21 protein-coding genes are annotated in these 22,084 nt (G+C 71.6%); 12 read left to right on the forward strand and 9 right to left on the reverse strand.

Annotated features, from left to right (window positions below; genetic code table 11):
- The coding region (locus L2I40_RS04730) for an ROK family protein (protein WP_237213719.1) at positions 1–624 on the reverse strand (624 nt) is incomplete at its 3' end.
- 77 nt (positions 625–701) lie between these two features.
- Between L2I40_RS04730 and L2I40_RS04735 the strand changes: the two genes are divergently transcribed.
- From L2I40_RS04735 to L2I40_RS04780, 10 genes are all read left to right on the forward strand, one after another.
- Positions 702–938: a sulfurtransferase TusA family protein gene (locus L2I40_RS04735; RefSeq protein WP_237213720.1), complete on the forward strand. Its 237-nt coding sequence runs from the start codon at positions 702–704 to the stop codon at positions 936–938.
- 178 nt (positions 939–1,116) lie between these two features.
- Positions 1,117–2,046: a histone deacetylase family protein gene (locus L2I40_RS04740; protein WP_237213721.1), complete on the forward strand. Its 930-nt coding sequence runs from the start codon at positions 1,117–1,119 to the stop codon at positions 2,044–2,046.
- 220 nt (positions 2,047–2,266) lie between these two features.
- Positions 2,267–3,229 carry a Bug family tripartite tricarboxylate transporter substrate binding protein gene (locus L2I40_RS04745; RefSeq protein WP_237213722.1) on the forward strand — a complete coding sequence of 321 codons (963 nt, stop codon included), beginning with the start codon at positions 2,267–2,269 and terminating at the stop codon, positions 3,227–3,229.
- Between the two features lie 99 nt (positions 3,230–3,328).
- On the forward strand, positions 3,329–3,571 hold the full coding sequence (locus tag L2I40_RS04750; protein WP_237213723.1) for an exodeoxyribonuclease VII small subunit: 243 nt from the start codon (positions 3,329–3,331) through the stop codon (positions 3,569–3,571).
- Between the two features lies 1 nt (position 3,572).
- Positions 3,573–4,478: a polyprenyl synthetase family protein gene (locus L2I40_RS04755; RefSeq protein WP_237213724.1), complete on the forward strand. Its 906-nt coding sequence runs from the start codon at positions 3,573–3,575 to the stop codon at positions 4,476–4,478.
- Positions 4,479–4,481: 3 nt separating this feature from the next.
- On the forward strand, positions 4,482–6,398 hold the full coding sequence (gene dxs / locus L2I40_RS04760; RefSeq protein ID WP_237213725.1) for a 1-deoxy-D-xylulose-5-phosphate synthase: 1,917 nt from the start codon (positions 4,482–4,484) through the stop codon (positions 6,396–6,398).
- Positions 6,399–6,480: 82 nt separating this feature from the next.
- Positions 6,481–7,617 carry a mandelate racemase/muconate lactonizing enzyme family protein gene (locus tag L2I40_RS04765; protein WP_237213726.1) on the forward strand — a complete coding sequence of 379 codons (1,137 nt, stop codon included), beginning with the start codon at positions 6,481–6,483 and terminating at the stop codon, positions 7,615–7,617.
- Positions 7,618–7,624: 7 nt separating this feature from the next.
- On the forward strand, positions 7,625–7,966 hold the full coding sequence (locus L2I40_RS04770) for a hypothetical protein (RefSeq protein WP_237213727.1): 342 nt from the start codon (positions 7,625–7,627) through the stop codon (positions 7,964–7,966).
- Complete coding sequence (locus L2I40_RS04775) at positions 7,963–8,703, forward strand: TlyA family RNA methyltransferase (RefSeq protein ID WP_237213728.1); 741 nt, start codon at positions 7,963–7,965, stop codon at positions 8,701–8,703. The genes L2I40_RS04770 and L2I40_RS04775 overlap by 4 nt, the downstream gene beginning before the upstream one ends.
- 697 nt (positions 8,704–9,400) lie before the next feature.
- Entirely contained in the window at positions 9,401–10,189 is a 789-nt protein-coding gene (locus L2I40_RS04780; protein ID WP_237213729.1) for an SDR family NAD(P)-dependent oxidoreductase, read from the forward strand.
- Between the two features lie 6 nt (positions 10,190–10,195).
- On the opposite strand, the gene L2I40_RS04785 is transcribed toward L2I40_RS04780, so the two are convergent.
- The 4 genes from L2I40_RS04785 to L2I40_RS04800 form a co-directional block, all read right to left on the reverse strand.
- Positions 10,196–11,011 carry a hypothetical protein gene (locus L2I40_RS04785; protein WP_237213730.1) on the reverse strand — a complete coding sequence of 272 codons (816 nt, stop codon included), beginning with the start codon at positions 11,009–11,011 and terminating at the stop codon, positions 10,196–10,198.
- Positions 11,012–11,020: 9 nt separating this feature from the next.
- Positions 11,021–12,655 (reverse strand): hypothetical protein, encoded by a 1,635-nt coding sequence (locus L2I40_RS04790; RefSeq protein WP_237213731.1) that lies wholly within the window; start codon positions 12,653–12,655, stop codon positions 11,021–11,023.
- Between the two features lie 122 nt (positions 12,656–12,777).
- Positions 12,778–14,805, reverse strand: a complete 2,028-nt coding sequence (locus tag L2I40_RS04795; RefSeq protein ID WP_237213732.1) for a M3 family metallopeptidase — start codon at positions 14,803–14,805, stop codon at positions 12,778–12,780.
- A 21-nt stretch (positions 14,806–14,826) separates the two neighbouring features.
- Positions 14,827–16,410, reverse strand: a complete 1,584-nt coding sequence (locus L2I40_RS04800) for an MBL fold metallo-hydrolase (RefSeq protein ID WP_237213733.1) — start codon at positions 16,408–16,410, stop codon at positions 14,827–14,829.
- Positions 16,411–16,469: 59 nt separating this feature from the next.
- Here L2I40_RS04800 and L2I40_RS04805 point away from each other — a divergent pair, with 59 nt between their 5' ends.
- On the forward strand, positions 16,470–17,234 hold the full coding sequence (locus L2I40_RS04805) for an LOG family protein (protein WP_237213734.1): 765 nt from the start codon (positions 16,470–16,472) through the stop codon (positions 17,232–17,234).
- Positions 17,235–17,245: 11 nt separating this feature from the next.
- A complete protein-coding gene (locus L2I40_RS04810) occupies positions 17,246–17,950 on the forward strand; it encodes an SDR family oxidoreductase (protein WP_237213735.1) in 705 nt (234 codons plus the stop codon).
- On the opposite strand, the gene L2I40_RS04815 is transcribed toward L2I40_RS04810, so the two are convergent.
- From L2I40_RS04815 to L2I40_RS04830, 4 genes are all read right to left on the reverse strand, one after another.
- A complete protein-coding gene (locus tag L2I40_RS04815) occupies positions 17,951–19,276 on the reverse strand; it encodes a hypothetical protein (protein WP_237213736.1) in 1,326 nt (441 codons plus the stop codon).
- Positions 19,277–19,532: 256 nt separating this feature from the next.
- Positions 19,533–20,507, reverse strand: coding sequence for an MBL fold metallo-hydrolase (locus tag L2I40_RS04820; RefSeq protein WP_237213737.1), 975 nt, complete (start codon positions 20,505–20,507; stop codon positions 19,533–19,535).
- A 56-nt stretch (positions 20,508–20,563) separates the two neighbouring features.
- On the reverse strand, positions 20,564–21,445 hold the full coding sequence (gene mmsB / locus L2I40_RS04825) for a 3-hydroxyisobutyrate dehydrogenase (RefSeq protein WP_237213738.1): 882 nt from the start codon (positions 21,443–21,445) through the stop codon (positions 20,564–20,566).
- A gap of 68 nt (positions 21,446–21,513) precedes the next feature.
- Positions 21,514–22,084, reverse strand: a 571-nt coding sequence (locus tag L2I40_RS04830; RefSeq protein WP_237213739.1) for a thiamine pyrophosphate-dependent enzyme, incomplete at its 5' end; no start/stop codon positions are given.

A 22,084-nucleotide genomic window follows, 5' to 3' on the forward strand; every position in this document is an offset into this window, starting at 1 on the left:
CGCCGGCAGCGCGCTGGCGTCCCGTGCCCCAGGCCCGTCGCAATCGGCGGCCAGCGCCGGGCCGCACAGGAAGGTCTCGATGCAGCCGCGCTGGCCGCACCAGCAGGCCGGGCCCGGATGTTCCGCCACGCCCATCCAGGGCAGCGGCGAATGCCCCCATTCGCCGGCAACGCGGTTGCGGCCTCCCAGCAGGCGGCCGTGTACGACAACCCCGCCGCCGACGCCGGTGCCGAGGATCGCCGCGAAGACCGTGCCGAAGCCCGCCCCTGCCCCGTCCGCCGCCTCGCTCACGCCCAGGCAGTTCGCATCGTTCGAGAGGCGCACCGGGCGACCGAGCCGCGTCTCGAGATCGGCGCCAAGGGGCCGCCCGTTGAGATAGGTGGAATTCGCGCCGCGGATCAGCCGCGTCGCCGGGTTCTCGCTGCCCGGGATGCCGATGCCGACCGAGGCTCGGCCGCCGAGCTCGGCCTCCGCCCCCTCGACCAACGCGCCGATCGCGGCGACGGTGCCGGCATAGGTGCCGGGGGTGGGGATGCGGCGGCGCAGCCGGACCGTGCCGGCGGGGTCGAGCGCCGCCACCTCGATCTTCGTCCCGCCCAGGTCCACGCCGATGCGCCATGCCATGGCCGGAAACTGGCCACGCCCCCGGTGTCGTCGCAAGCATGCTGGACGCGGGCCGCGCCCGGTGCTGGATTCGGCCGATGGGAGAGACGCTGCTCGACGTCCAGGGCCTCACCTGCCCGCTGCCGGTGCTGAAGGCCAACAAGGCGCTGCGCTCGCTGCCGCCGGGGGCGAAGCTCACCGTGCTCGCCACCGATCCCGCCAGCGTGAAGGATTTCCGCGCGTACGTGCAGGAGACCGGCCATGCGCTGGTCGCCTTCAGCGAGGAGAAGGGCGTCTACCGCTTCACGCTGAAGAAGCGGGACGAGCCGGCGTGAGCGAGCAACGGCCTCGCCCCATTCGGCCCGCGCAGCGGGCCGAGGCCGCGAATGCGGCCCGCGCGCAAACCCACCGTGCGGCCAGGCGGACCAGCGCGTCGCGCGCAAGCCAAGCCGGCGGAGCCGGCGCGTCACGCCGCAGGCGTGCCTTTGGCACGACGCGCTTGAGTGCACACGCATGAGCGTCCTGCTCTTCTCCCACCGTGCCTGCCTGCACCACGACATGGGGCCGCACCATCCGGAATGCCCCGACCGGCTCCGCGCCGTGCTGCGCGCGCTGGACCGCGAGGAGTTCTCCGACCTGATCCGCGACGAGGCGCCGGTCGCGACGGTGGAACAGCTCAGCCGCGTCCATCCGCAGCGCTATGTCGAGGCGATCCTGGCGATCCGCCCCGAACCGGACGACATGGTCGCGCTCGACGCCGACACCTCGATGAACTGGGGCAGCGCCGAGGCCGCGCTGCGTTCCGCCGGCGCGGCGGTCGCCGGGGTGGACGCGGTCTGCCGCGGCGAGGTGCGGCGCGTCTTCTGCGCCGTCCGCCCGCCCGGCCACCATGCCGAGCCCGCGCGCCCGATGGGCTTCTGCTTCTTCGCCAACGCCGCCGTCGCCGCGCGCCACGCCCAGGCCGCGCATGGCCTGACCCGCGTCGCGGTGGTGGATTTCGACGTCCACCATGGCAACGGCACGCAGGCCTGCGTCGAGGAGGATCCGACGATCTTCTTCGCCAGCTCCCACCAGTCGCCCTGCTATCCCGGCACCGGCGCGCCGGAGGAGCGTGGCGCGGGCAACGTCTTCAACGCGACCCTGCCGCCCGGCGCCGATGGCGCCGCCTTCCGCGCCGCCTGGGCGGACCAACTGCTGCCGGCGCTCGACGCCTTCGCGCCCGAACTCGTCGTGATCTCCGCCGGCTTCGACGCCCATGCGCGCGACCCGCTGGCGCAGCTTCGCGTGCGGGAGGCGGATTTCGCCTGGCTCACGGAGGAGATCTGCCGGCTGGCCGAGCGGCATTGCGGCGGGAAGGTCGTGAGCCTGCTGGAAGGCGGCTACGACCTGGATGCGCTGGCGAGCTCCGCTGCCGCCCATGTGCGGGCGCTGATGCGCAGCTAGCCTCGGGCGCCGGCCAACTTCCCTCCCCCGCTTGCGCGGGGTCCGACGCCGAAGGCGTTGGACGCCAGAGTTGCGGCGGCTTGCCGCCGCTTACGTCGGCTGGTCAGGGTGGGGGTTGGAGGACGAGCGCGCACGACACCGCCGCGCGCCAGCCCCACCGCTTGCCCGCCCCCTCCCCGCGCCCTATCCCGGTGCGGCATTTTCCGGGAGGGACAAACCCATGATCCGCCGTCGCACCCTGCTCGCCGCACCGGCGCTGCTCGCCGCCGCACCAGCCCTCGCGCAGACCTGGCCGCCCGGGCCGGTGCGCGGCATCGTGCCCTTCGCGCCCGGCTCCGCCACCGACACCGTCGCCCGCCTCTTCGCCGAGGCGATGCGCGAGACGCTCGGCCACCCCGTGGTCGTCGAGAATCGCGCCGGCGCGAACGGCCTGATCGGCGCCGAGGCCGTCGCCCGCGCCGCGCCGGACGGCATGACCGTCCTGTTCGGCACGAACTCGACGAATGCCGCGGCCAATGCGCTCTTCCGCCGCGTCCCCTTCGACATGGAGCGCGCCTTCGCGCCGATCTCCACCCTCGCCTCGGTGCCGCTGGTCGTGGCGGTGCGGGCCGACAGCCCCTACCGCACGCTGAACGACCTCATCGCCGCCGCGCGCGCGCGGCCGGAGCAGATCACCTACGCCCAGGCCTCGGCCTCGCAGCGGGTCGCGGCGGAGATGCTGGCCTCCATGGCCGGGGTGAAGCTGCTGATGGTCCCCTACCGGTCCTCGCCGCTCGCGGTGCAGGACCTGATCGCCGGCCGCGTGGACGTCTTCGTCGCCGACCAGGCCGTCATCCTCCCGCAGGTCGGCCAGGGCCTGCGCGCGCTGGCCGTGACGACCCGGGAGCGCTCGGCCCAGCTGCCCGACATCCCGACCGTGGCGGAGGCCGGCAACCTGCCGGACTACGAGCTCTTCGCCTGGTTCGTCCTGGTCGCCCCCGCCGGCACCCCGGCTCCCGCCGTCACCCGGCTGAACGAGGCGGTGCGCGCCGCGATGGGCAGCCAGGCGCTGCGGGAGAGGCTCGGCTCGACGCTCGGCATGGCGGTCCGCCCCTCCACCCCGGAGGAAGCCGGCCGCTTCATGGCGGCCGAGACGGTGAAGTGGACCAACGCCATCCGCGCGGCCGGCATCGAGCCGGAGTGACCTGCGGCTGCCCGGCCTGCCTTTTCCGCCGATCCTCCCCATCTGAGGCTCACTCTTTGGTGTTGGCCTCCGAGCCTCGAATGGTGCATGATGTCAAGAATGGTTGACACGCCAGCGTCTCGTCCAGTTGACACTCTCTCGTTCGAGGACGCGCTGGCGGAACTGGAAGCGATCGTGCGGGACCTGGAAGGTGGCCAAGGCAGGCTCGAGCAGGCGGTGGCGCAGTACGAGCGGGGCGCGGCGCTCCGCCGCCACTGCGAGCGCCTGCTCGCCGAGGCCGAGCAGAAGGTGCAGGCGATCGTCGAGACGCCCAACGGTCCGACGCTGCGCGATGCCGGCTGAGATGTCGGTCGTGCCCGCCGGGCTGGAGGCCGCGCTGCCTGCCGCCGCCGCCGAGATCGAGGACGCGCTGGACATGCTCCTGCCGAAGGCCGAAGGGCCGGAGGCGCGGCTGTTCGAGGCGATGCGCTATGCCGCCATGGGCGGCGGCAAGCGGATGCGCGGCTTCCTGGTGCTGGAAGGCGCGCGCCAGTTCGGCGTCGCGCGCGCCTCGGCGCTGCGCGTCGCCGCCGCGATCGAGATGCTGCACGCCTATTCCCTGGTGCATGACGACCTGCCGGCGATGGACGACGACGACCTTCGCCGCGGCAAGCCGACCGCGCACATCGCCTTCGACGAGGCGACGGCGATCCTGGCCGGCGATGCGCTCCAGGCCCGCGCCTTCGAGGTGCTGGCCGAGGAGGACACGCATTCCGACCCCGCCGTGCGCGCCGAGCTCGTGCGCTGCCTCGCGCGTGCGGCCGGCGCGCGGGGGATGTGCGGCGGCCAGATGCTCGACATGCTGGCGGAGGTCGCCGACCGGCCGCTGGACGAGCCGGCGATCGGCCGCCTCCAGCTGCTCAAGACCGGTCGTCTGATCGAGTTCTCGGCCGAGGCGGGCGCCATCCTTGGCAAGGCGCCGCACGCGCTGCGCCACGCGCTGGCGGCCTATGGCCGAGACATCGGCGCCGCCTTCCAGATCGCCGACGACCTGCTCGACGCCACCGCGACGCCGGAAGAAGCCGGCAAGCAGACCGGCAAGGATGCCGGCGCGGGCAAGGCGACGCTGGTCGGCCTGCTCGGCCTCGAGCGTGCGCGGATCCAGGCCGACCGCCTGGCGCAGCAGGCGCGCGACCATCTCGACCCCTTCGGCGAGCGTGCGGACCTGCTCCGCGAGCTCGCCCTCTACACGGTGCAAAGGAAGAGCTGATCCATGGCACGTCCCTCGACGCCGCTGCTCGACCGCGTGAACGTTCCCGCCGACCTGCGGAACTACTCGGCCGACCAGCTGAAGCAGCTCGCCGAGGAGCTGCGGGCGGAGACGATCGACGCCGTGTCCGTCACCGGCGGGCATCTCGGCGCCTCGCTCGGCGTCGTCGAGCTGACGGTCGCCGTGCATGCGGTGTTCGAGACGCCGCGCGACCGGCTGATCTGGGATGTCGGCCACCAGGCCTATCCGCACAAGATCCTCACCGGCCGGCGCGACCGCATCCGCACGCTGCGTCAGGAAGGCGGGCTGTCGGGCTTCACGCGGCGCTCGGAATCCGAATACGACCCCTTCGGCGCGGCGCATTCCTCGACCTCCATCTCCGCCGGCCTCGGCATGGCCGTGGCGCGCGACCTGAAGGGCGACACGCGCAACGTCATCGCGATCATTGGCGATGGGTCCATGAGCGCGGGCATGGCCTATGAGGCGATGAACAATGCCGGCGCGCTGAAATCGCGCCTCATCGTCATCCTCAACGACAACGACATGTCCATCGCGCCGCCCGTCGGCGCGATGAGTGCCTATCTGTCCAAGGTCGTCTCCTCGCGCCCGTTCCTGTCGGTGCGCGAGATGATGGTCCGCCTCGCCAAGCGCTTCCCGCGCCCGATCGAGCGCACCGCGAAGCGGGCGGAGGAATTCGCCCGCACCGTGCTGACCGGCGGCACCCTCTTCGAGGAGCTGGGCTTCTATTATGTCGGCCCGATCGACGGGCACGACCTCGATCACCTGCTGCCGATCCTGCGCAACCTGCGCGACGCCGAGGACAGCGGCCCGATCCTGCTGCATGTCGTGACACAGAAGGGCAAGGGCTACGCGCCTGCGGAAGCGTCTGCCGACAAATATCACGGCGTCCAGAAGTTCAACGTGATCACCGGCGAGCAGCAGAAGGCCCCGCCCGGCCCGCCCGCCTACCAGAAGGTCTTTGCGCAGTCGCTGATCGCGGAGGCCGAGGCCGACGAGCGCATCGTGGCGGTCAATGCCGCCATGCCGTCGGGCACCAGCCTCGACATGTTCGCGAAGAAGTTCCCGGATCGCTGCTTCGACGTCGGCATCGCCGAGCAGCATGCGGTGACTTTCGCGGCCGGCATGGCGACGGAAGGCCTCAAGCCCTTCTGCGCGATCTACTCCACCTTCCTCCAGCGCGCCTACGACCAGGTGGTGCACGACGTGGTGCTGCAGGGCCTGCCGGTGCGCTTCGCGATGGACCGTGCGGGCCTGGTCGGCGCCGACGGCGCCACCCATGCCGGCAGCTTCGACATCGCCTATCTCGGCTGCCTGCCCGGCATCGTGCTGATGGCCGCGGCGGACGAGGCGGAACTCGCCCACATCGTCGCGACCGCCGCGGCGCTCGACGACGCGCCCTGCGCCTTCCGCTATCCGCGCGGCGAGGGCACCGGCATCGCCGTGCCGGCACGCGGCACACCGCTCGAGATCGGCCGCGGCCGTGTGCTGCGCGAGGGCACCTCCATCGCCATCCTCTCCTACGGCACGCGGCTCGCGGAGGCGATGAAGGCGGCCGACGAGCTCGCCGCGCAGGGGCTGTCCACCACCGTCGCCGACGCCCGCTTCGCCAAGCCGCTCGACACGACGCTGGTGGAGCGCCTGGCGCGCGAGCACGAGGTGCTGATCACCATCGAGGAAGGCTCGGTCGGTGGCTTCGGCAGCCTGGTCGCGCAGCACCTGGCCTGGCAGGGCCTGCTGGATGGCGGGCTGAAGTTCCGCCCGATGTGCCTGCCCGACCGGTTCCTCGATCACGCCGCGCCGAAGGTGCAGTACGACTGGGCCGGGCTGAACGCGCGGCACATCGTGGCGACCGCGCTGACCGCACTCGGCGCACCTGTCGCGCAGCCGGCACGCGCCTGACCCCTTCCGCCCTCGGGGTCCTCTCGCGGTCGCGGGAGAAGACGCCGGGGCGGGACAACGTGGCCTCGCGGGAGGTCGCCGCATGCCGAACACCAACATCCGCTCCGTCACGCCGCATGTGCTGATGGCCGATCTGGCGGAGCCTTTCGCCTATTCGCAGGCCTGGTACCGCCGGCGCGGCGCCATGCTGGTGGAAGTCACGACCGAGGACGGCATCACCGGCTGGGGCGAGGCCTTCGGCCCGCCGGAGCTTACAGCGCCTGTCGTCGCCTGGCTCGCGCCGCTCGTCATCGGCCAGGACGCGATGGCGCGCGAGGCGATCTGGCAGGCGCTCTACAACCGGCTCCGCGACCACGGCCAGCGCGGCCTGGTGGTGGAAGCGATCAGCGCCATCGACATCGCGCTGTGGGACATCGCCGGCCACGCGCTCGGCCTGCCGGTGCACCGCCTGCTCGGCGGCCCGCTGCGAATGGAGGTCGAGGCCTACGCGACTGGCTTCTACCGGCGGGATCGCGACGACCATCTTGCCTATCTGACCGAGGAGGCCGCGCAGCGCCGCGCCGAGGGCTTCCGCATCCTCAAGCTCAAGACCGGCTGGGGTCTGCAGGAGGATATCGCGCTCACGAAGGCCTTCCGCGCCGCCATCGGGCCGGACTGCGGCCTGCTGGTGGACTGCAACCATGCCTATGACGCGCCGGCCGCGATCGCCTATGGGCGCGCCGTGGCCGATCTCGACATCGGCTGGTTCGAGGAACCGGTGCCGCCCGAGGACATCGCCGGCTATCTCGAGGTGAAGGCGCGCCAGCCGATCCCCGTCGCGGGAGGCGAGGCGGTCTTCGCGCGCTGGGGCTTCGCCGAGATGATCGCGCGCCGCTCGGTGGACATCCTGCAGCCCGACGTCGCAGCCTGCGGCGGCATCTCGGAGCTGAAGAAGATCGCGGACATGGCGAGCGCCTTCGGGATGCGCGTGAACCCGCATGTGTGGGGCACGGGCGTGACGCTCGCCGCCTCGCTGCACCTGCTGGCGGTGCTGCCCGACAACCCGCCCGGTCTGTTCCCGCGTCCGCCGCTGCTGGAACTCGACCGCTCCCCGCATCCGGTGCGCGATTCGCTGCTCGAGGTGCCGATCGAGGCGAAGGCCGGCCGCGTGCGCGTGCCGGACGGGCCCGGCCTCGGCATCCGCGTGGACCGCGCGGCGCTGACGCGCTTCGCGGCATGAGGCTGCCATGAGCAGGGTCGAGGCGAAGGGCAGCCGCGGCAGTTGGTTCGCGACGCTGCCGGACGGCACCGCGCTGCCCTGCGTGCATCGCCATTGGCGCAAGGGCATGGACTACGACGATCCCTTCGCCGTTCCCGGCGATCCCATCTGGGATGAGTTCATCGCCGCCATCGACCGCGAGCGGCGCGTGATCCTGACCGATGACGAGGTGCTTGCGGAGGCGACCGAGCACACGCCGCCCAGCTTCCGCCGCAAGAGCTACATCGCCGTCTTCGCCGTGGAGGGCGTGCGCGTGGAGGGACGCCACCTGCGCTTTCGATTTGCGGATCGCCTGCAGGAGTTGATGTGACCGCCAGCAAGCAGCGCGCGGACGTCGCACTGGTGGATCGCGGCCTCGCCGAATCCCGCACGCGGGCCCAGGCGCTGATCCTCGCCGGCGTCGTCTATTCGGGGGAGCAGCGCGTCGCCAAGGCGGGCGACATCGTGAAGCCCGACCAGCCGCTGGAGGTGCGCGGCCAGGACCATCCCTGGGTCAGCCGTGGCGGCGTGAAGCTGGCACACGCGCTGGCGCATTTCGGGCTGTCGGCAAAGGACCGCGTCGCGCTCGACATCGGCGCCTCCACGGGCGGCTTCACCGACGTGCTGCTGCAGCACGGCGCGGGCAAGGTCTATGCGGTGGATGTCGGGCACGGGCAGCTTGCCTGGAAGCTGCGCAACGACCCGCGCGTCGTGGTGCTGGAACGCGTGAACGCCCGCTACCTGGAACCCGCGCAGGTGCCGGAGCCGGTCGGCGCCGTGGTCTGCGACGCGAGCTTCATCGGCCTGCGCACGATCCTGCCGCAGCCGCTGTCCTTCGCCGCCCCCGGCGCCTGGGCGGTGGCGCTCATCAAGCCGCAATTCGAGGTCGGCCCCGCTGTCGCCAAGGGCGGCGTGGTGCGCGACGCCGGCGTCCATGCGCGGGTGTGCCATGAGATCCGCGCCTGGTGGTCCAGCCTGCCCGGCTGGAAGGTCATCGGGATCGAGCCGAGCCCGATCCTCGGCCCCGAGGGAAACCGGGAGTTCCTGATCGCCGCCCGGAAGGACTGACGCCGGCCGGCGCCGCGCCGCGCAGCAGCGCCGTCGCGGCCCGGTCCGCCGCCCCGCCCTGGCCGACCGCAGCGAACAGGGCCAGCCCATCCACCGTCGCGCTTAGCAGCGCGGCCTCCGCAAGTCGGTCGCCGCCCTCCCCACATCGAGGCGCGTCATCGCCCAGCCGGTGAAGCCCTCCGCGATCTGCGCCGCGATGGCGCGATAGGGCTCCTCCAACGTGCCGGCCGGCGTGGCGAGTCGTTTCGCGGGTCTGGTCCGGCGGCGGCCGTGACCTGCGCGGCCCTGGGCCTGCTGTTCTGGTTCCTCGCCGTCCTTTTTCTGCCGCTTCGCACCGCCAGCGGAATGGATCGGCGGGTGGGGCAGCCTCCTCCTCTTCCTGGCATCCCTTCCGGGGCTCTGGGCCGCGGTGATCGTGACGCGGCGGCTCGCCGGTCTCCCGGCCACCAAGCCCTTCGCGGCCATCTCGCTCGCGACGATGGCGCCCCCCCGTGCGCCGGCATCGCCATCACCGGGGCGCCCCGGCTCTACGGCGGCGTCACGCCGGGCCTTGCGCCCGCGGCAGCCTGGATTCTCTGGGGCGCGGGCGCCGGGATGCTCATGGCCCTCGTCGTCGGGCATCGCGAAGCAGGCTGACCCTATTGCCTCGCGGCACGGGTCGCGCGAAGCGAAGCGCTTCAGACCGGGACCCAGATCCATGGACCTCATGCTCCGCGGCCGCGTGGCCGCCATCACCGGCCCCGCCAAGGGCATGGGCGCCGCCATCACCCGCGCCTTCGCGGCCGAGGGCTGCCGGCTTGTCCTGATCGGGCGCGACACCGCCGCGATCGCGCCGGTCGCGGAGGAGGTCGCCAAGGTCACCGAGGTGCTCGTGGTCGGCACCGACATCACGTCCGATGCGGCCTGCTTCGCTGCCGCGGAAGCCGCGAAGGCGCGCTTCGGCACGGTGGACATCCTGGTCAATGTCGCCGGCGGCTCCGGCCCGATCGGCAAGACGGGGCTGCAGACCACGCAGGCGGAGTACGACGAGATCGTCGAGCTCAACATGCGCGGCTGCTTCAACACGATCCGCGCCTTCGCCCCCCTGATGGTCGCGCAGCGCTGGGGCAAGATCGTGAATGTCGGCGGCACCTTCGGCATGCGCGGCCGCGCCGGGCGCCTCGCCTACAGCGCGAGCAAGTGGGGCCTGCGCGGCATCACCAAGTCCTTCGCGCTGGAACTCGGCCCGCACAACATCAACGTCAACAACGTCGCCCCCGGCATGGTGGACGGCCCGCGCTTCCGCGAGAAGGTCTGCCGCGAGATGGCACAGCGGCTCGGGATCACCGAGGAAGAGGCCGCGCGCCGCCACGCCGCCGACTATGCGCTCGGCCGCGTGACCACCGACACCGATGTCGCGAATGCGTGCCTCTTCATGGCCTCCGACGTATCCCGCCAGCTCACCGGCGTGGACCTCCCCGTCGACGGCGGATGGGCGGCGCTTTAGCGACGGTCAGGGCCTGTCCGGCTTGAGATGCCGGTAGCCGAGCTGCGCCGTCGCGCAGTCCGGCTGCCCGGGTGCCTTAAAGGTCAGCGTCGTCCGGCCCCGCGCCGTGACCTGCTTCCCGTCGTGCTGGACGCAGTACCCGATGGGTTGCGAGAAGCCGCGCGCCTTGGCGCCGAGGAGTTTCGCGAGTTCCTGCATGAGAGCGAGGTTCACGCCTGCGCCGGTGCCGCAGCTGAAGAACAGGATCTCCCCGCCTCCCTCCGCCCAGCGCTTGCGGACGTCCTCGACCAGCGAGGCGGCGTTGTCCTTCAGCCCGTTCACCGCGTTCAGGTCCACGCCGCCGTCGAGCGGGCTGGCATAACCGCCCGAACCGGTGATCGAGACACTGCCCGCGGCATCGATGCTGCCGCCGAATCCGAGCAGCCCGCTGGTGGAGTGCGACACGATCACCACGCGCGAAAGAGACCCTTCCGGCTCCGCCTGAATGGCGCCGAGGAAGCCGCCGACATTCGTGCAGGAGGGCACCGACTTGCTGCCGCGCGGCCCGGTGCCGGCGACGACGAGGAAATCCTCGGTCGCAGGCGACCAGGCGCCGTCCGCGATCAGCTTCATCTCGCCCGCCATGGTCGAGCCCGAGGGACGGTCGTGCACGGCGATCACCACCAGGTCGCCCTTCGGCGTCGCCTTCGCGGGCTTGGCCTGCAGCGGCGCGCCCGTCACGCCGGCGTAGGCACCGTCGAGCACCGCCGCATCCACCTCGCCCGTCACCGAGACGTCGTCGGTGACGGCGTCCGCCGGTGCGCCGCTCGCCTGCCCTGACACGACGCGGCCTCAGGGCTTTGCGGGGGCGTTGAACATCGCGGCGAAGGCGGCCGCGCGCTTCTCGGGGTCGGTGATGTCGGCCAGGATCTTCTGCCCGAGCGCCTCGCGGTCGTTCGCCAGCACCTTCGCCTTCGAGGCCGCTTCCTGCGCAACCATGGCATAGGCGTCCAGCGCGTCGGACTGGCCGAGCAGCGCCTCGATGACGACGCTGTCGGTGCGCATCACGATGGTGCTCGCCTTCATCACGACGCCGGCCACCGGGTGCATCGCCCCGTTCTGCTCGAGCGGCCCACGGCGGAAGCGGTAGAACCAGGATCCGTCGCTCGGCGGCACGGGGAAGTTCCCGCTCACCGGGGCGGCGGCGGCCTTGGTCCAGCCGGTGCCGTCCGGCGTCATCGTCACGCGCTCGATCGTCCGCACCGGGTTGTCCTGATCGTCGAAGACTGTGGCGACGACGCGCAGGATCGCCCGCGCCGTCGCCTCCACCTGCGCGGGCGCAACGTACTTGTCGAGAAACTGGCGAAGACCAGAGAGCGGCGCCTCGTCGTAGCTGCCCTGCCGTCCGTTGGTGAATGCGATCCGGATATCCTTCAGGTGCAGGTAGGTCCGGTATTCCTGGTTCAGCTCGCGGAAGACGAAGTTCAGCGTCCGCCGCATGTTGACGTTGCGGATCACGCGCTCCGTCAGGCTCTCCTCGCCGGTCTTCACGGACTGCTCGGAGGAGGACGTGACGGAGGTATCGCGCTTCGAGCTCGCCTCCCGTGCATGCTCGCTTGTCGCCTCGCTGGCGCGCTTGGCGAACTCCTCGCGGCCAGACTGGTACTCGCCGCCGCCGCCGCCCTTCACGCTGGCGCTGCCGAAACCCCAGCTCGCGCTCGCTTCTGCCTCGACGTACCAATGCTCCTTCTTGCTCTGCGTGGACTTGGTGCTCGTCTCGTCCTGCACCTTCTCGCCGAAGCGCTCGCTCGCGCTCTCGGTCTGGCTGTCCACGATGGACGACGCTTCCTTCACCGTCGTCTCGCTGCTGCGCCAGGTCTTCAGGCTGATCTTCGTCTCTTCGCCCGGCAGCAGGGTGAAGGTGCGCACGGTGCGCCCGACGCCGTAGTTGCCCATGAAGGAGGAGACGCCGAACACCTCGATGATCATCAGCTCCGGCCGCGACGCCTCGGCCGGATCGATCGGGACCGCGACGTCCAACCCGGCCCAGTTGCGCCGCATGACCTGCAGCAGGCCGGTCGCGCGGATCTGGTCGGCGACGGCGCCGGCCATGCTCGCCGCCGCGACGTTCGGCGCCACCGCCGATCCCGCCGTCGCCGCGATCTGCGGGCGCACCCGGGCCGACACGCCGAGTGCGGCGGCGGATGCGAACTTCGCCTTGCTCAGCGACGCCGAGGCCGGGGTGGCCGCGGCGACCATGGCGGACAGCCGCTCATTGTCGATGGTGAGACGGCCGCGCTCCGAGGAGACGCCGACATCGGCTCCCCAGGGTTGGCCCGCGCTACGCGCAAGGGTCGTGAAGGCCGTGGTCGCAAGCCCGAGGTCGAGCCGCACGATGCGGCGCCCCGTCACGGCGCCGGGTAGCGGAACATTGCCGCTGATGACAGCCGCCACCCCCGTTCCGGCAGCCTGAACCGTCTGAGACATCTTGCCCCGCTCCCTTCAGCCGGCGCGGAGCGTTGCGCGCATTACGAGCAAATGTCATCCGAAATTGGTCCGAAAGGTTGCATCCCCTGACCAAAACGGGCCGAAGAGGGGTGTAGCCGCCGTCAGGCCTCCACCAGTCCGCGCTTCTTCAGCAGCGCCTCCACCCGCGGTTCCCGTCCGCGGAACGCCACGTACAATTCCATCGGATCCCGCGTGTCGCCGGCCTCGTAGATCGCCTTCAGCCGCGTCGCGAGCGCCGCGTCGAACGGATCGCCCACCTCCTCGAAGGCGGCGAAGCCGTCGGCGTCCAGCACCTCCGCCCACATGTAGAAGTAGTAGCCGGCCGCATAGCCGCCGCCGGAAAACAGATGGCCGAAATGGATCGGGCGGTGCCGCAGCCCGATCGCCGCCGGCATGCCGATCTCCGTCAGGAACGCCGCCTCGAACGCATCCAGCTCCAGCGTTTCCGGCGCCGGGTGCCGATGCAGCGCGAGGTCGATCAGCGCGGAGGAGACGTACTCCACCGTCGCGAAGCCCTGGCCCTCGTTGCGCGCCGCCAGCAGCCGCTCCAGCATCGCCTCCGGCAGCGCCTCACCGGTCTCGTGGTGCCGGGCATGGGCGCGCAGCGTCTCCGGCACGCTCAGCCAATGCTCCATCACCTGGGAGGGGAACTCGACGAAGTCGCCGAGCACCGCGGTGCCGGACTGCGACGGGTAGCGCGCCGTGCTGAGCAGCCCATGCAGCGCGTGGCCGAACTCATGGAAGAGCGTTCGCGCCTCGTCGAAGGACAGCAGCGTCGGCGTCGCGCGCGCGAGGTTGTTGTTGTTGACGATGATCGGCGAGACGCGCCCGTCGAGCGAATCAGCGACCCGGAAGCTCGACATCCACGCCCCCGATCGCTTCCCGGCGCGGGCGTAGTTGTCGAGCAGGAAGACGCCGCGATGCGCGCCATCCGCGTCCTTCGCCTCGAAGGCGCGGACATCCGGGTGATAGACCGGGATGTCGCGGCGCTCCTCGAAGCTCACGCCGAACAGCCGCCGCGCCGTGTCGAAGACGGCGCGCAGCATCGCCTCCAGCTCGAGATAGGGCTTCAACGCCGCGCCGTCGAAATCATGCTTCGCCTTGCGGGCGCGCTCCGCCCAGTAGCGCCAGTCCCAGGCCTCGACGGGCTCGTTCTGGCCTCCGGCGCGGGCCAGCACCTCCAGCTCCACCCGCTCCGCCTCCGCCCGGCGCTTCGCCGGCTCCCAGGCCGCGCGCAGCAGGCGTTCCGCGGCGTCGGGGTGCTTCGCCATCGTGTCCGCGAGGCGGTATTCGGCATGGTCGGCGTGCCCGAGCAGCCGCGCGCGCTCCGCCCGCAGCGCCAGGATCTCGCGGATCAGCGCGGCATTGTCGCGCGCGGGGTGCAGCGCGCCGCGCGCCACCCAGGCGCGCCAGGCCTTCTCCCGCAGGTCGCGCCGGGACGAGAAGGTGAGGAAGGGCTCGATCGAGGAGCGCGAGAGGGTGACGACGTAACCCTCCACGCCGCGCTCCTCCGCCGCCTGCCGCGCCGCGGCGCGCGCGAAGTCGGGCAGCCCGTCGAGGTCGGCCTCCGCCAGCACCATCTGCCACTCGTTCTCGTCGGCCAGCACGTTCTGGCCGAAGGCGGTGTGCAGCGTCGCGAGGCGTGTGGAGATCTCGGTGAGCCGCGTACGGGACGACTCGTCGAGCGCCGCGCCGGCGCGCACCAGCCCCATGTAAAGCCGTTCCAGTAGCCGCATCTGGTCGGGCGCGAGGCCGAGCGCGTGGCGCCGCGCATGCAGATCGGCGACGCGCGCGAAGATCGCCGGATCGAGCGCCATCTCCATGCGGTGCCGCGCGAGCTTCGGCGCGATCTCGCGCTCCACCGCCTGCAGCTCGTCGGTGGCGGTGCTCGCGACCAGGTTGAAGAAAGTGCCGGCGACGCGGATCAGCAGCTGCCCGGCGCGCTCCAGCGCCTCCACCGTGTTCGCGAAATCGGGCGGCGCCGTGTTGCCCGCGATGGCGGCGATGTCCGCCCGGTGCGCGGCCATCGCGGCGTCGAAGGCCGGCGGGAAGTGCCCGGCGCGGATGCGGTCGAAGGGCGGCACGCCGAAGGGCGTGGTCCAGGTCTCGAGCAGCGGGTTCTCGGTCATGCGACGTATCTGGCCTCCCGCTCAACGCGCGTCCAGCGCGCGCCTGAGCCGCTCCAGCAGCGCGCCGCGCGTCCGGTCGTCGCCGGCCTGCTCCAGCGCCTCCTCGATGGAGAGCAGGAGCGCGGCGCGCTCGTTGTGCCAGTCCGGCCGGCCGACCCCCTCAGGGCGCGTCCTGCGGTGACCATCGGCCGGATCCCGCTCCACCGCACCCGGCAGGAGGCGGAATGCCTCGTCGAGCACCGGGCGGATCACCCGCTCCTCGGGCGCGATGCCGCGTCCGACCACGCGCTTCGCCAGGCCCTCGATCGCCTCCTCCTCGCCATGCACCAGGAAGACGCCACCCGAGACGGCGCCGCGCGCCTGGATCCAGCGGCCGAGTTCCGGGCCATCCGCATGCCCCGAATACCCCTCGATCCGCACGATGCGCGCGCCGACCCGGATCGGCTCACCCTGGATGCGCACGCGGTCGGCGCCGTCCTGCAGCAGCCGCCCCAAGGTGCCCTGCGCCTGGAACCCGACCAGGGCGACGATCGTCCTGGCATCCCAGAGCTTCGCCTTGAGATGCGCGCGGATCCGCCCCGCCTCGCACATGCCGCTGCCTGCCAGGATGATCCGGAAGCCCTCCTGCCGCGCCAGCTGTGCGCTCTGCTCCCAATCCTCGACGTGGTGGATGCGATGGTCGGCCAGTGCCGCGCGCATCGCCGCGCCATCCTCCAGCATGCCGGCGTGCTTCTCGAAGACCCGCGTCGCCCGCGTTGCCAACGGGCTGTCGAGGTGGATGTCGCCCCGCGGCGCCTGCCCCGCGCGCATCAGCGTGACGAGGTCGAGCATCACCTCCTGCGCGCGCTCGACGGCGAAGACCGGGATCAGCAGCGCGCCGTTCTGGCGCGACGCGGCCTGCACGAGCTTCGCCATGGCCGCGCGCCGCTCCGCGGGGCCGATCGCCGGGCGGTCCTCGTCGCCATAGGTGCTCTCGACGATGATGTGGTCCGCGCCCTCCGTCGGGCCTTCCGGGTCGCGCTGGATCGGGCCGAGATCCGGGCCGATGTCGCCCGAGACCAGCACGCGCATGCGCGGCGCGTCGAACTCCAGCTCGATCGAGGCGGAGCCCAGCATGTGACCGGCATTCCACCAGCGCGCACGCAGCCCGCGGATGGGCTCGATCCAGCGCCGGTACTCGACGGTACGGAAGGCGACCATCGCGCGCTCCGCATCCTCGGCGGTGTAGATCGGCCGCACCGGGTCCACGCCGCGCCGGCGGTTCCGGCGGTTGAGCTGCTCGACCTCGCTTTCCTGGATGTGCCCGGCATCGGGCAGCATCACGGAACACAGGTCGCGCGTCGCCTCGGTCGCGTGGATGCGGCCGCGGAAGCCGGCCTTCACCAGCTTCGGCAGCAGGCCCGAATGATCGATATGCGCATGGGTGAGCAGCACCGAATCCACCGCGCGCGGATCGTAGGAGAAGGGCTCGTAGTTGAGCGCCTTCAGCGTCTTCGGCCCCTGGAACATGCCGCAATCCACCAGGACGCGGCCGCCCGGCGCCTCGAACAGCAGCGAGAGACCGGTGACGGTGCGTGCCGCGCCGCAGACCTTCAGCCGCACCATCGCCGCCCTCCCCGGATCGTGTGCCGTATCCTAGGCTTGACTGCAGGGAGGAGACCAGGATGGCGAACGCGCCGCATCGGCCCGCGACGGGCAACGGCCAGGGCCACAGCTATCGCCTGGCGCTGTTCGACCGCGACTTCCTGCTCAGCCCCGCCATGCGCGGCGTCAGGCTCCAGATCGAATGCGTCAAGGCGGACGAGGCGCTCCGCGCCTGGGGCGTGCGCTCCACCGTCGTGGTCTTCGGCAGTTCCCGCGTGCGCGAGCACGGCCCGCCGCGCCACGCCGCCTGGTACGACCAGGCACGCCGCTTCGGACGCATCGCCTCGGAGCAGGGCGGCGCGCTGCTGCCGGTGTCCGGCATCCGCGACAACGTGATCGCCACCGGCGGCGGGCCCGGCATCATGGAGGCGGCGAGCCGCGGCGCGCACGATGCCGGCGCGCCCTCCATCGGCTTCAACATCCGCCTCCCGCGGGAGCAGGCGCCGAACCCCTACACCACGCCGGAGCTGACCTTCCAGTTCCACTACTTCGCGATCCGCAAGCTGCACCTCGCGATGCGCGCCCGCGCGCTGGTGGTCTTCCCGGGCGGCTTCGGCACGCTGGACGAGTTGTTCGAGATCCTCACGCTCCGCCAGGCGCACCGCATGGGCCGCGTGCCCATCGTGCTGGTGGACGAGGCGTACTGGCGGGACCTGATCCGCTGGGACGCGTTCCTCGAGCACGACATGGTGGACAAAGAGGACCTCGGGCTGATGCAGTTCGCCGCCGACGCCGAGGCGGCGTGGCATCTGCTGGACGCGGCCGGCGTTCGCCCCGGCACGTGACGGAGGACGGCATGGCGCAGGCGAAGGTCGCCCTGGTCACCGGCGGCGCGAAGGGCATCGGGCTTGCCGTGGCGCGACGGCTGGCGCGCGAGGACTGGCGCGTCGTGGTCGCGGATCCGGCCGCGCCGCCGCCGGACCTCGCGGCGCGACATGTCGCAGCCGACGTGGCGGACGAGGCGCAGGTCGACGCGCTCCTCGCCGGCATCGCGGCGCAGGAGGGTCGTCTCGATGCGCTGGTCTCGAATGCCGGCTTCATGCTCCGCAAGCCGCTCCGCGACCTGACGCTCGGGGAGTGGAACCGGGTGATCGGCGCCAACCTCACCGCGACCTTCCTGCTGGTGCGCGCCGCCGAGGCGATGCTGCGCGCCGCGCGCGGCGCGGTGGTCACCATCGCCTCGACGCGTGCACGGCAGTCGGAGGCCGATACGGAAAGCTACAGCGCGTCGAAGGGCGGCCTCGTCGCGCTGACCCATGCGCTGTCGGTCAGCCTCGGGCCGGAGGTGCGGGTGAACTGCGTCAGCCCCGGCTGGATCCACACCAGGGGCGACGCGCCGCGGCCGGAGGACCACGCGCAGCATCCCGCCGGCCGAGTCGGCCGGCCTGAGGACATCGCCGCCCTCGTCGCCTGGCTGGTCGGCCCGGAGAGCGGCTTCGTCACCGGCGCCGAGTTCGTCTCCGACGGCGGGATGACGCGGAAGATGATCTACGCGGCGTGATCAGTCTGTCGTGGATGCGTCGGCGAGCAGGTTCTTCAGGCCGAAATCCACCGCGACGCGGTCGTCGACCTCGCCGCCCACGAAGCGACGCAGGTCGCGCACCTGGTCGGCGATGAAGTAGGGCTGGAACGCGGCAAGCTGCCCGCCATGCTCGCGGATGCGCGCGATGATGTAGTCCGCCCAGCGCTCATCGAGGCCGAGCGCCGTCCGCTTCAGCACGTCGCGGAAGATGGCGCGGAACTCCTCGTCGGTCGGCGCGCCAACATAGATCTTGTGCGAGATGCGCCGCAGGAAGGTCGGGTCCATCAGCTCGTCCGGCCCGATATTCGTGGAGAACAGCAGCAGCGCATCGAAGGGCAGGCTGAAGCTCCGCCCGGTGTGCAGCTTCAGGTAGTCCACGCGCCGGTCCATCGGCACGATCCAGCGGTTCAGCAGGACGCGCGGCGGGATGATCTGCCGGCCGAAATCGTCGATCAGGAAGACGCCGTTGTTCGCCTTCACCTGCAACGGCGCCTCGTAGTACTTCGAGATCGGGTTGAAGTTCAGCTCGAGCATCTCCGGCGTCAGCTCGCCGCCGGTGAACACGAAGGGGCGCTGGCAGGGCACCCAGCGCCGGTCATATTCCTCCGCGACGATGGTGTTGATGGCGGAGGCCGCGCCCCGCGGCTCGCCCTCCTCCGACACCAGGGGCTCGTGGATCGAGCCGTCGAACACCTGCACGATGTTGCCGGCGACCTCGAAGCAATGCGGGATGAAGACGAAGGTGCGGAACAGCCGCCCCATGCGCTCCGCCATCGACGTCTTGCCGTTGCCGGGCGGGCCGTAGAGCATCGCGGACTTGCTGGAATTCGCCGCAGCGCCGATGTCGCGGATCCGCTCCTGGCTGAGGTGCAGATCGGCGAAGACCTCCTCGACGACCTGCGGCGAGATTCGCTCGCCATGCACCGATTGCAGCTTCACGCGCCTGACGTAGTCGTCGAGGGAGACCGGCAGCGGGCCGACATAGCTTGACTGGTCGAAGGCAACCTGGGCCGCGGCGCGACCATCGGCGCTGAGCGCGAAGTTCGGCTCGCCGCCCGTCAGGCTTGGGCGGAACTCGATCAGCTTCGCCGCCCGCGCCTCGTCGATCAGCTTGGCGGCGAGACGGGAGGAGATGCGCAATTCCTGCGCCACGGTCGCCGTATTATAGACCGTCTGGAAGCTGGCCGTCTTGAGGAAGATGTCCCGCGCGATGCCGCGGTTGATGTTGAGCTCCTCGAGCGTCTTCGGCGCCGCCGGCAGCGTGCGCAGCACGCGGTCGAGCGCCTCGAGCTCAACCCCGCGCATTCCTGCAAGAATATCACGCAGCCGCTGGCCGGTCTTGCGCTGTTCGTTCAAGGCCGCGTCGACATGCTCGCGGCTTGCCAGACCCAGCGCGACAACGAGTTGCCCGATATGCATGTGACCGTGCCGTTCCGTGGTCGTGAAGGTTGCGAGGGGAGACTAATGGAATCCCTCAAAGGTTGTAAGTATTGATACGATCACGACCCGATCAGACCGAAACGAGGGGCCGGCCCGGGACGGCCGAGCCCCTCCCGCCACGTCACCCGAACTGGAACGGCCGCTGCACCCAGGCGAAGCCCTCGCCGTCCCGGATCACCCGGCCGAAACCCGGCCAGGGCACATGCACCCCGCCGACCAGCATCCGCTCCGAGGCCAGCATCTCGAGGTGTCGTACCCGGCTCTCCACGCCCATCGCCTGGTCCACGTCCACGCCGACGCGCCAGCGCGGCCGGGCCAGCTGGATGACGGTCTGGTGGGCGATGTCGCCCCAGATCAGCATGGTCTGGTTCTGGCTGGTGAAGCGGAAGGACACATGCCCCGGCGTATGGCCGGGGGCGGGCACGCTGAAGATGCCCGGCAGCACCTCCACCTCGCGCTGCATGCCGAAGGTGCGGATGCGCCCGTCATAGGGGCGGATGGCGCGCCGCCCGGCCTCGATGAAGCGCTGCCCCTGCGGCACGCGGCTTTCCTGCGCGGGATCGGTCCAGAAGGCGAGGTCGAGGTCGCTGACCACGACCTCGGCATTCGGGAAGTTCCGCGTCGTGCCGTCGTAGCTCAGGCCGAGCGCGTGCTCGGGGTGGATATGGGTCAGCAGCACCACGTCCACCTGCTCCGGCCGGTAGCCGGAGGCCCGGAGCGCCTCGAGCGTCCGCCCCGTGGTCGGGATGAAGCTCGAATGCCCGCCGCAATCCACCATCACCAGCTGCCGCCCGGTGTTCAGCACATAGGCGCCGACCGGCTGGTGCAAGCCGTTGTCCATGAACCAGGCGCGCTCGCGCAGGATCCGCAGCTCCTCCGGCGTGCTGTCCGGCAGGAAGCGCGGGATGCCCGCCTCGCCGCCCCCGCCCATGGCGCCGTCGAGCAGCACGGTGACCTCGACATCGCCGACCATCGTGCGGTGGAAGCCCGGGTTGCGCGTGCCGGCCATTGGCGCGGCGGGCTCGGCGGCGCCCGGCAGCGCCGCGCCCGCGGCGGCGGCCCCGGCGGCAAGGAACAGCGAACGACGGTCGAGCATGGCGAGCCTCATCGCGGGTGGGTGGCCGACTTGTAATGCGCGCGCGCGACGCGCCGCTAGCCGGTTCCGCGCAGCATCCGGATGAGTCCCGAGAAGTCCGTCCCGCCGCCGCCCTGCTCGACGAAGCGCCGGTAGAGATCGAGCGCCTGCCGGCCCATCGGCGTCGCGGCGCCGGTCTGCGCCGCCGCCTCCGCCGCGAGCCCGAGATCCTTGAGCATCAGGCTCGCCGCGAAGCCGGGCGCATAGTCGCGGTTCGCCGGGCTGCCCGGCACCGGGCCCGGCACCGGGCAATAGGTGGTCAGGCTCCAGGACTGGCCGGACGACTTCGACATCACCTCGAACAGCGCCTGGTGCGACAGGCCGAGCTTCTCGGCGAGGACGAAGGCCTCGCAGGTCGCCGCCATGGTCGCGGCGAGCACCATGTTGTTGCAGGCCTTCGCCGCCTGCCCCGCGCCGGCCTCGCCGCAATGGATCGCCGCGCGGCCCATCTGCTTCAGGATCCCTTCGACGCAGTGGAAGGCGCTGTCGGGCCCGCCGACCATGAAGGTGAGCGTCGCGTTCTCCGCCCCCATCACGCCGCCCGAGACCGGCGCGTCGAGGAAGGGCCGCCCGCAGCCGGCCGCCACCTCGCGCGCCGTCGCGACGTCGATGGTGGAGCAGTCCACGAGGATCGCCGTCTCGGCACTGACGCCTGCCATGCCGCCGGCGCCGAGCCAGGCGTCGCGCACATGCTGGCCGGCAGGCAGCATGGTGATCACCACCTCGGCGCCGCGCGCCGTCTCCGCCGCGCTGACCGCCGCCGTCGCGCCGACTTCGACACAGCGCGCAACGAGGTCCGGCACGATGTCGAAGACCGCGACCGCATGCCCCGCCTTGGCGAGGTTGCGCGCCATCGGCCCGCCCATGTTGCCCAGCCCGACGAAACCGATCCGTGCCATGCGTGGCCCTCCGCGACGTTTCGCGGCAGGCTAACCCCGCCGATCCGGCCACGGCAGCCCTGCCGCGGTCACGAAGCGCCTTCCCCGGGCGGGCCGCCATAGAGGGTCGGGATGGCGGGATCGACCGCGATCTCCACCAGGAAGGGGCCGTCGGCGGACAGCGCCTCGGCCAGGGTGGCGTCGAGCGCAGCCGGATCGGTGACGCGGCGTCCCGGGCAACCCATGCTGGCGGCCATGCCGACATAGTCCACGCCCGGCACCTCGATCCCCGGCGCGCCGCGGATCTGCAGCACGCGGCTGAAGGAGCGCAGCGCGCCGTAGCCACCGTTCTCGATCACGATCACGGCGAGCCGCAGCCGGTGCTGCACCGCCGTCCACAAGGCCTGTGGCGAGTAAAGAAACGACCCGTCGCCGATCAGGCAGGCGACGCGCTCGCCTCGTCGCGCGAGCGCGACGCCGACGGCCGCCGGCAGCCCGTAGCCGAGCCCGCCGCTCGCCATGGTGAAGAAGCCGCCCCAGCGCCGCATCGGCAGATGCGCGTGCATGGCGGGTCGGTGCGACGGCGCCTCCTCGACGAGAACGGCCGCCTCGGGCAGCGCCGCGCGCAGGCGCGATAGCGCCCAGCCGGCGGGGATCGGC

The organism is Falsiroseomonas oryziterrae (assembly GCF_021864505.1).
Taxonomy (GTDB): Bacteria; Pseudomonadota; Alphaproteobacteria; order Acetobacterales; family Acetobacteraceae; genus Falsiroseomonas; species Falsiroseomonas oryziterrae.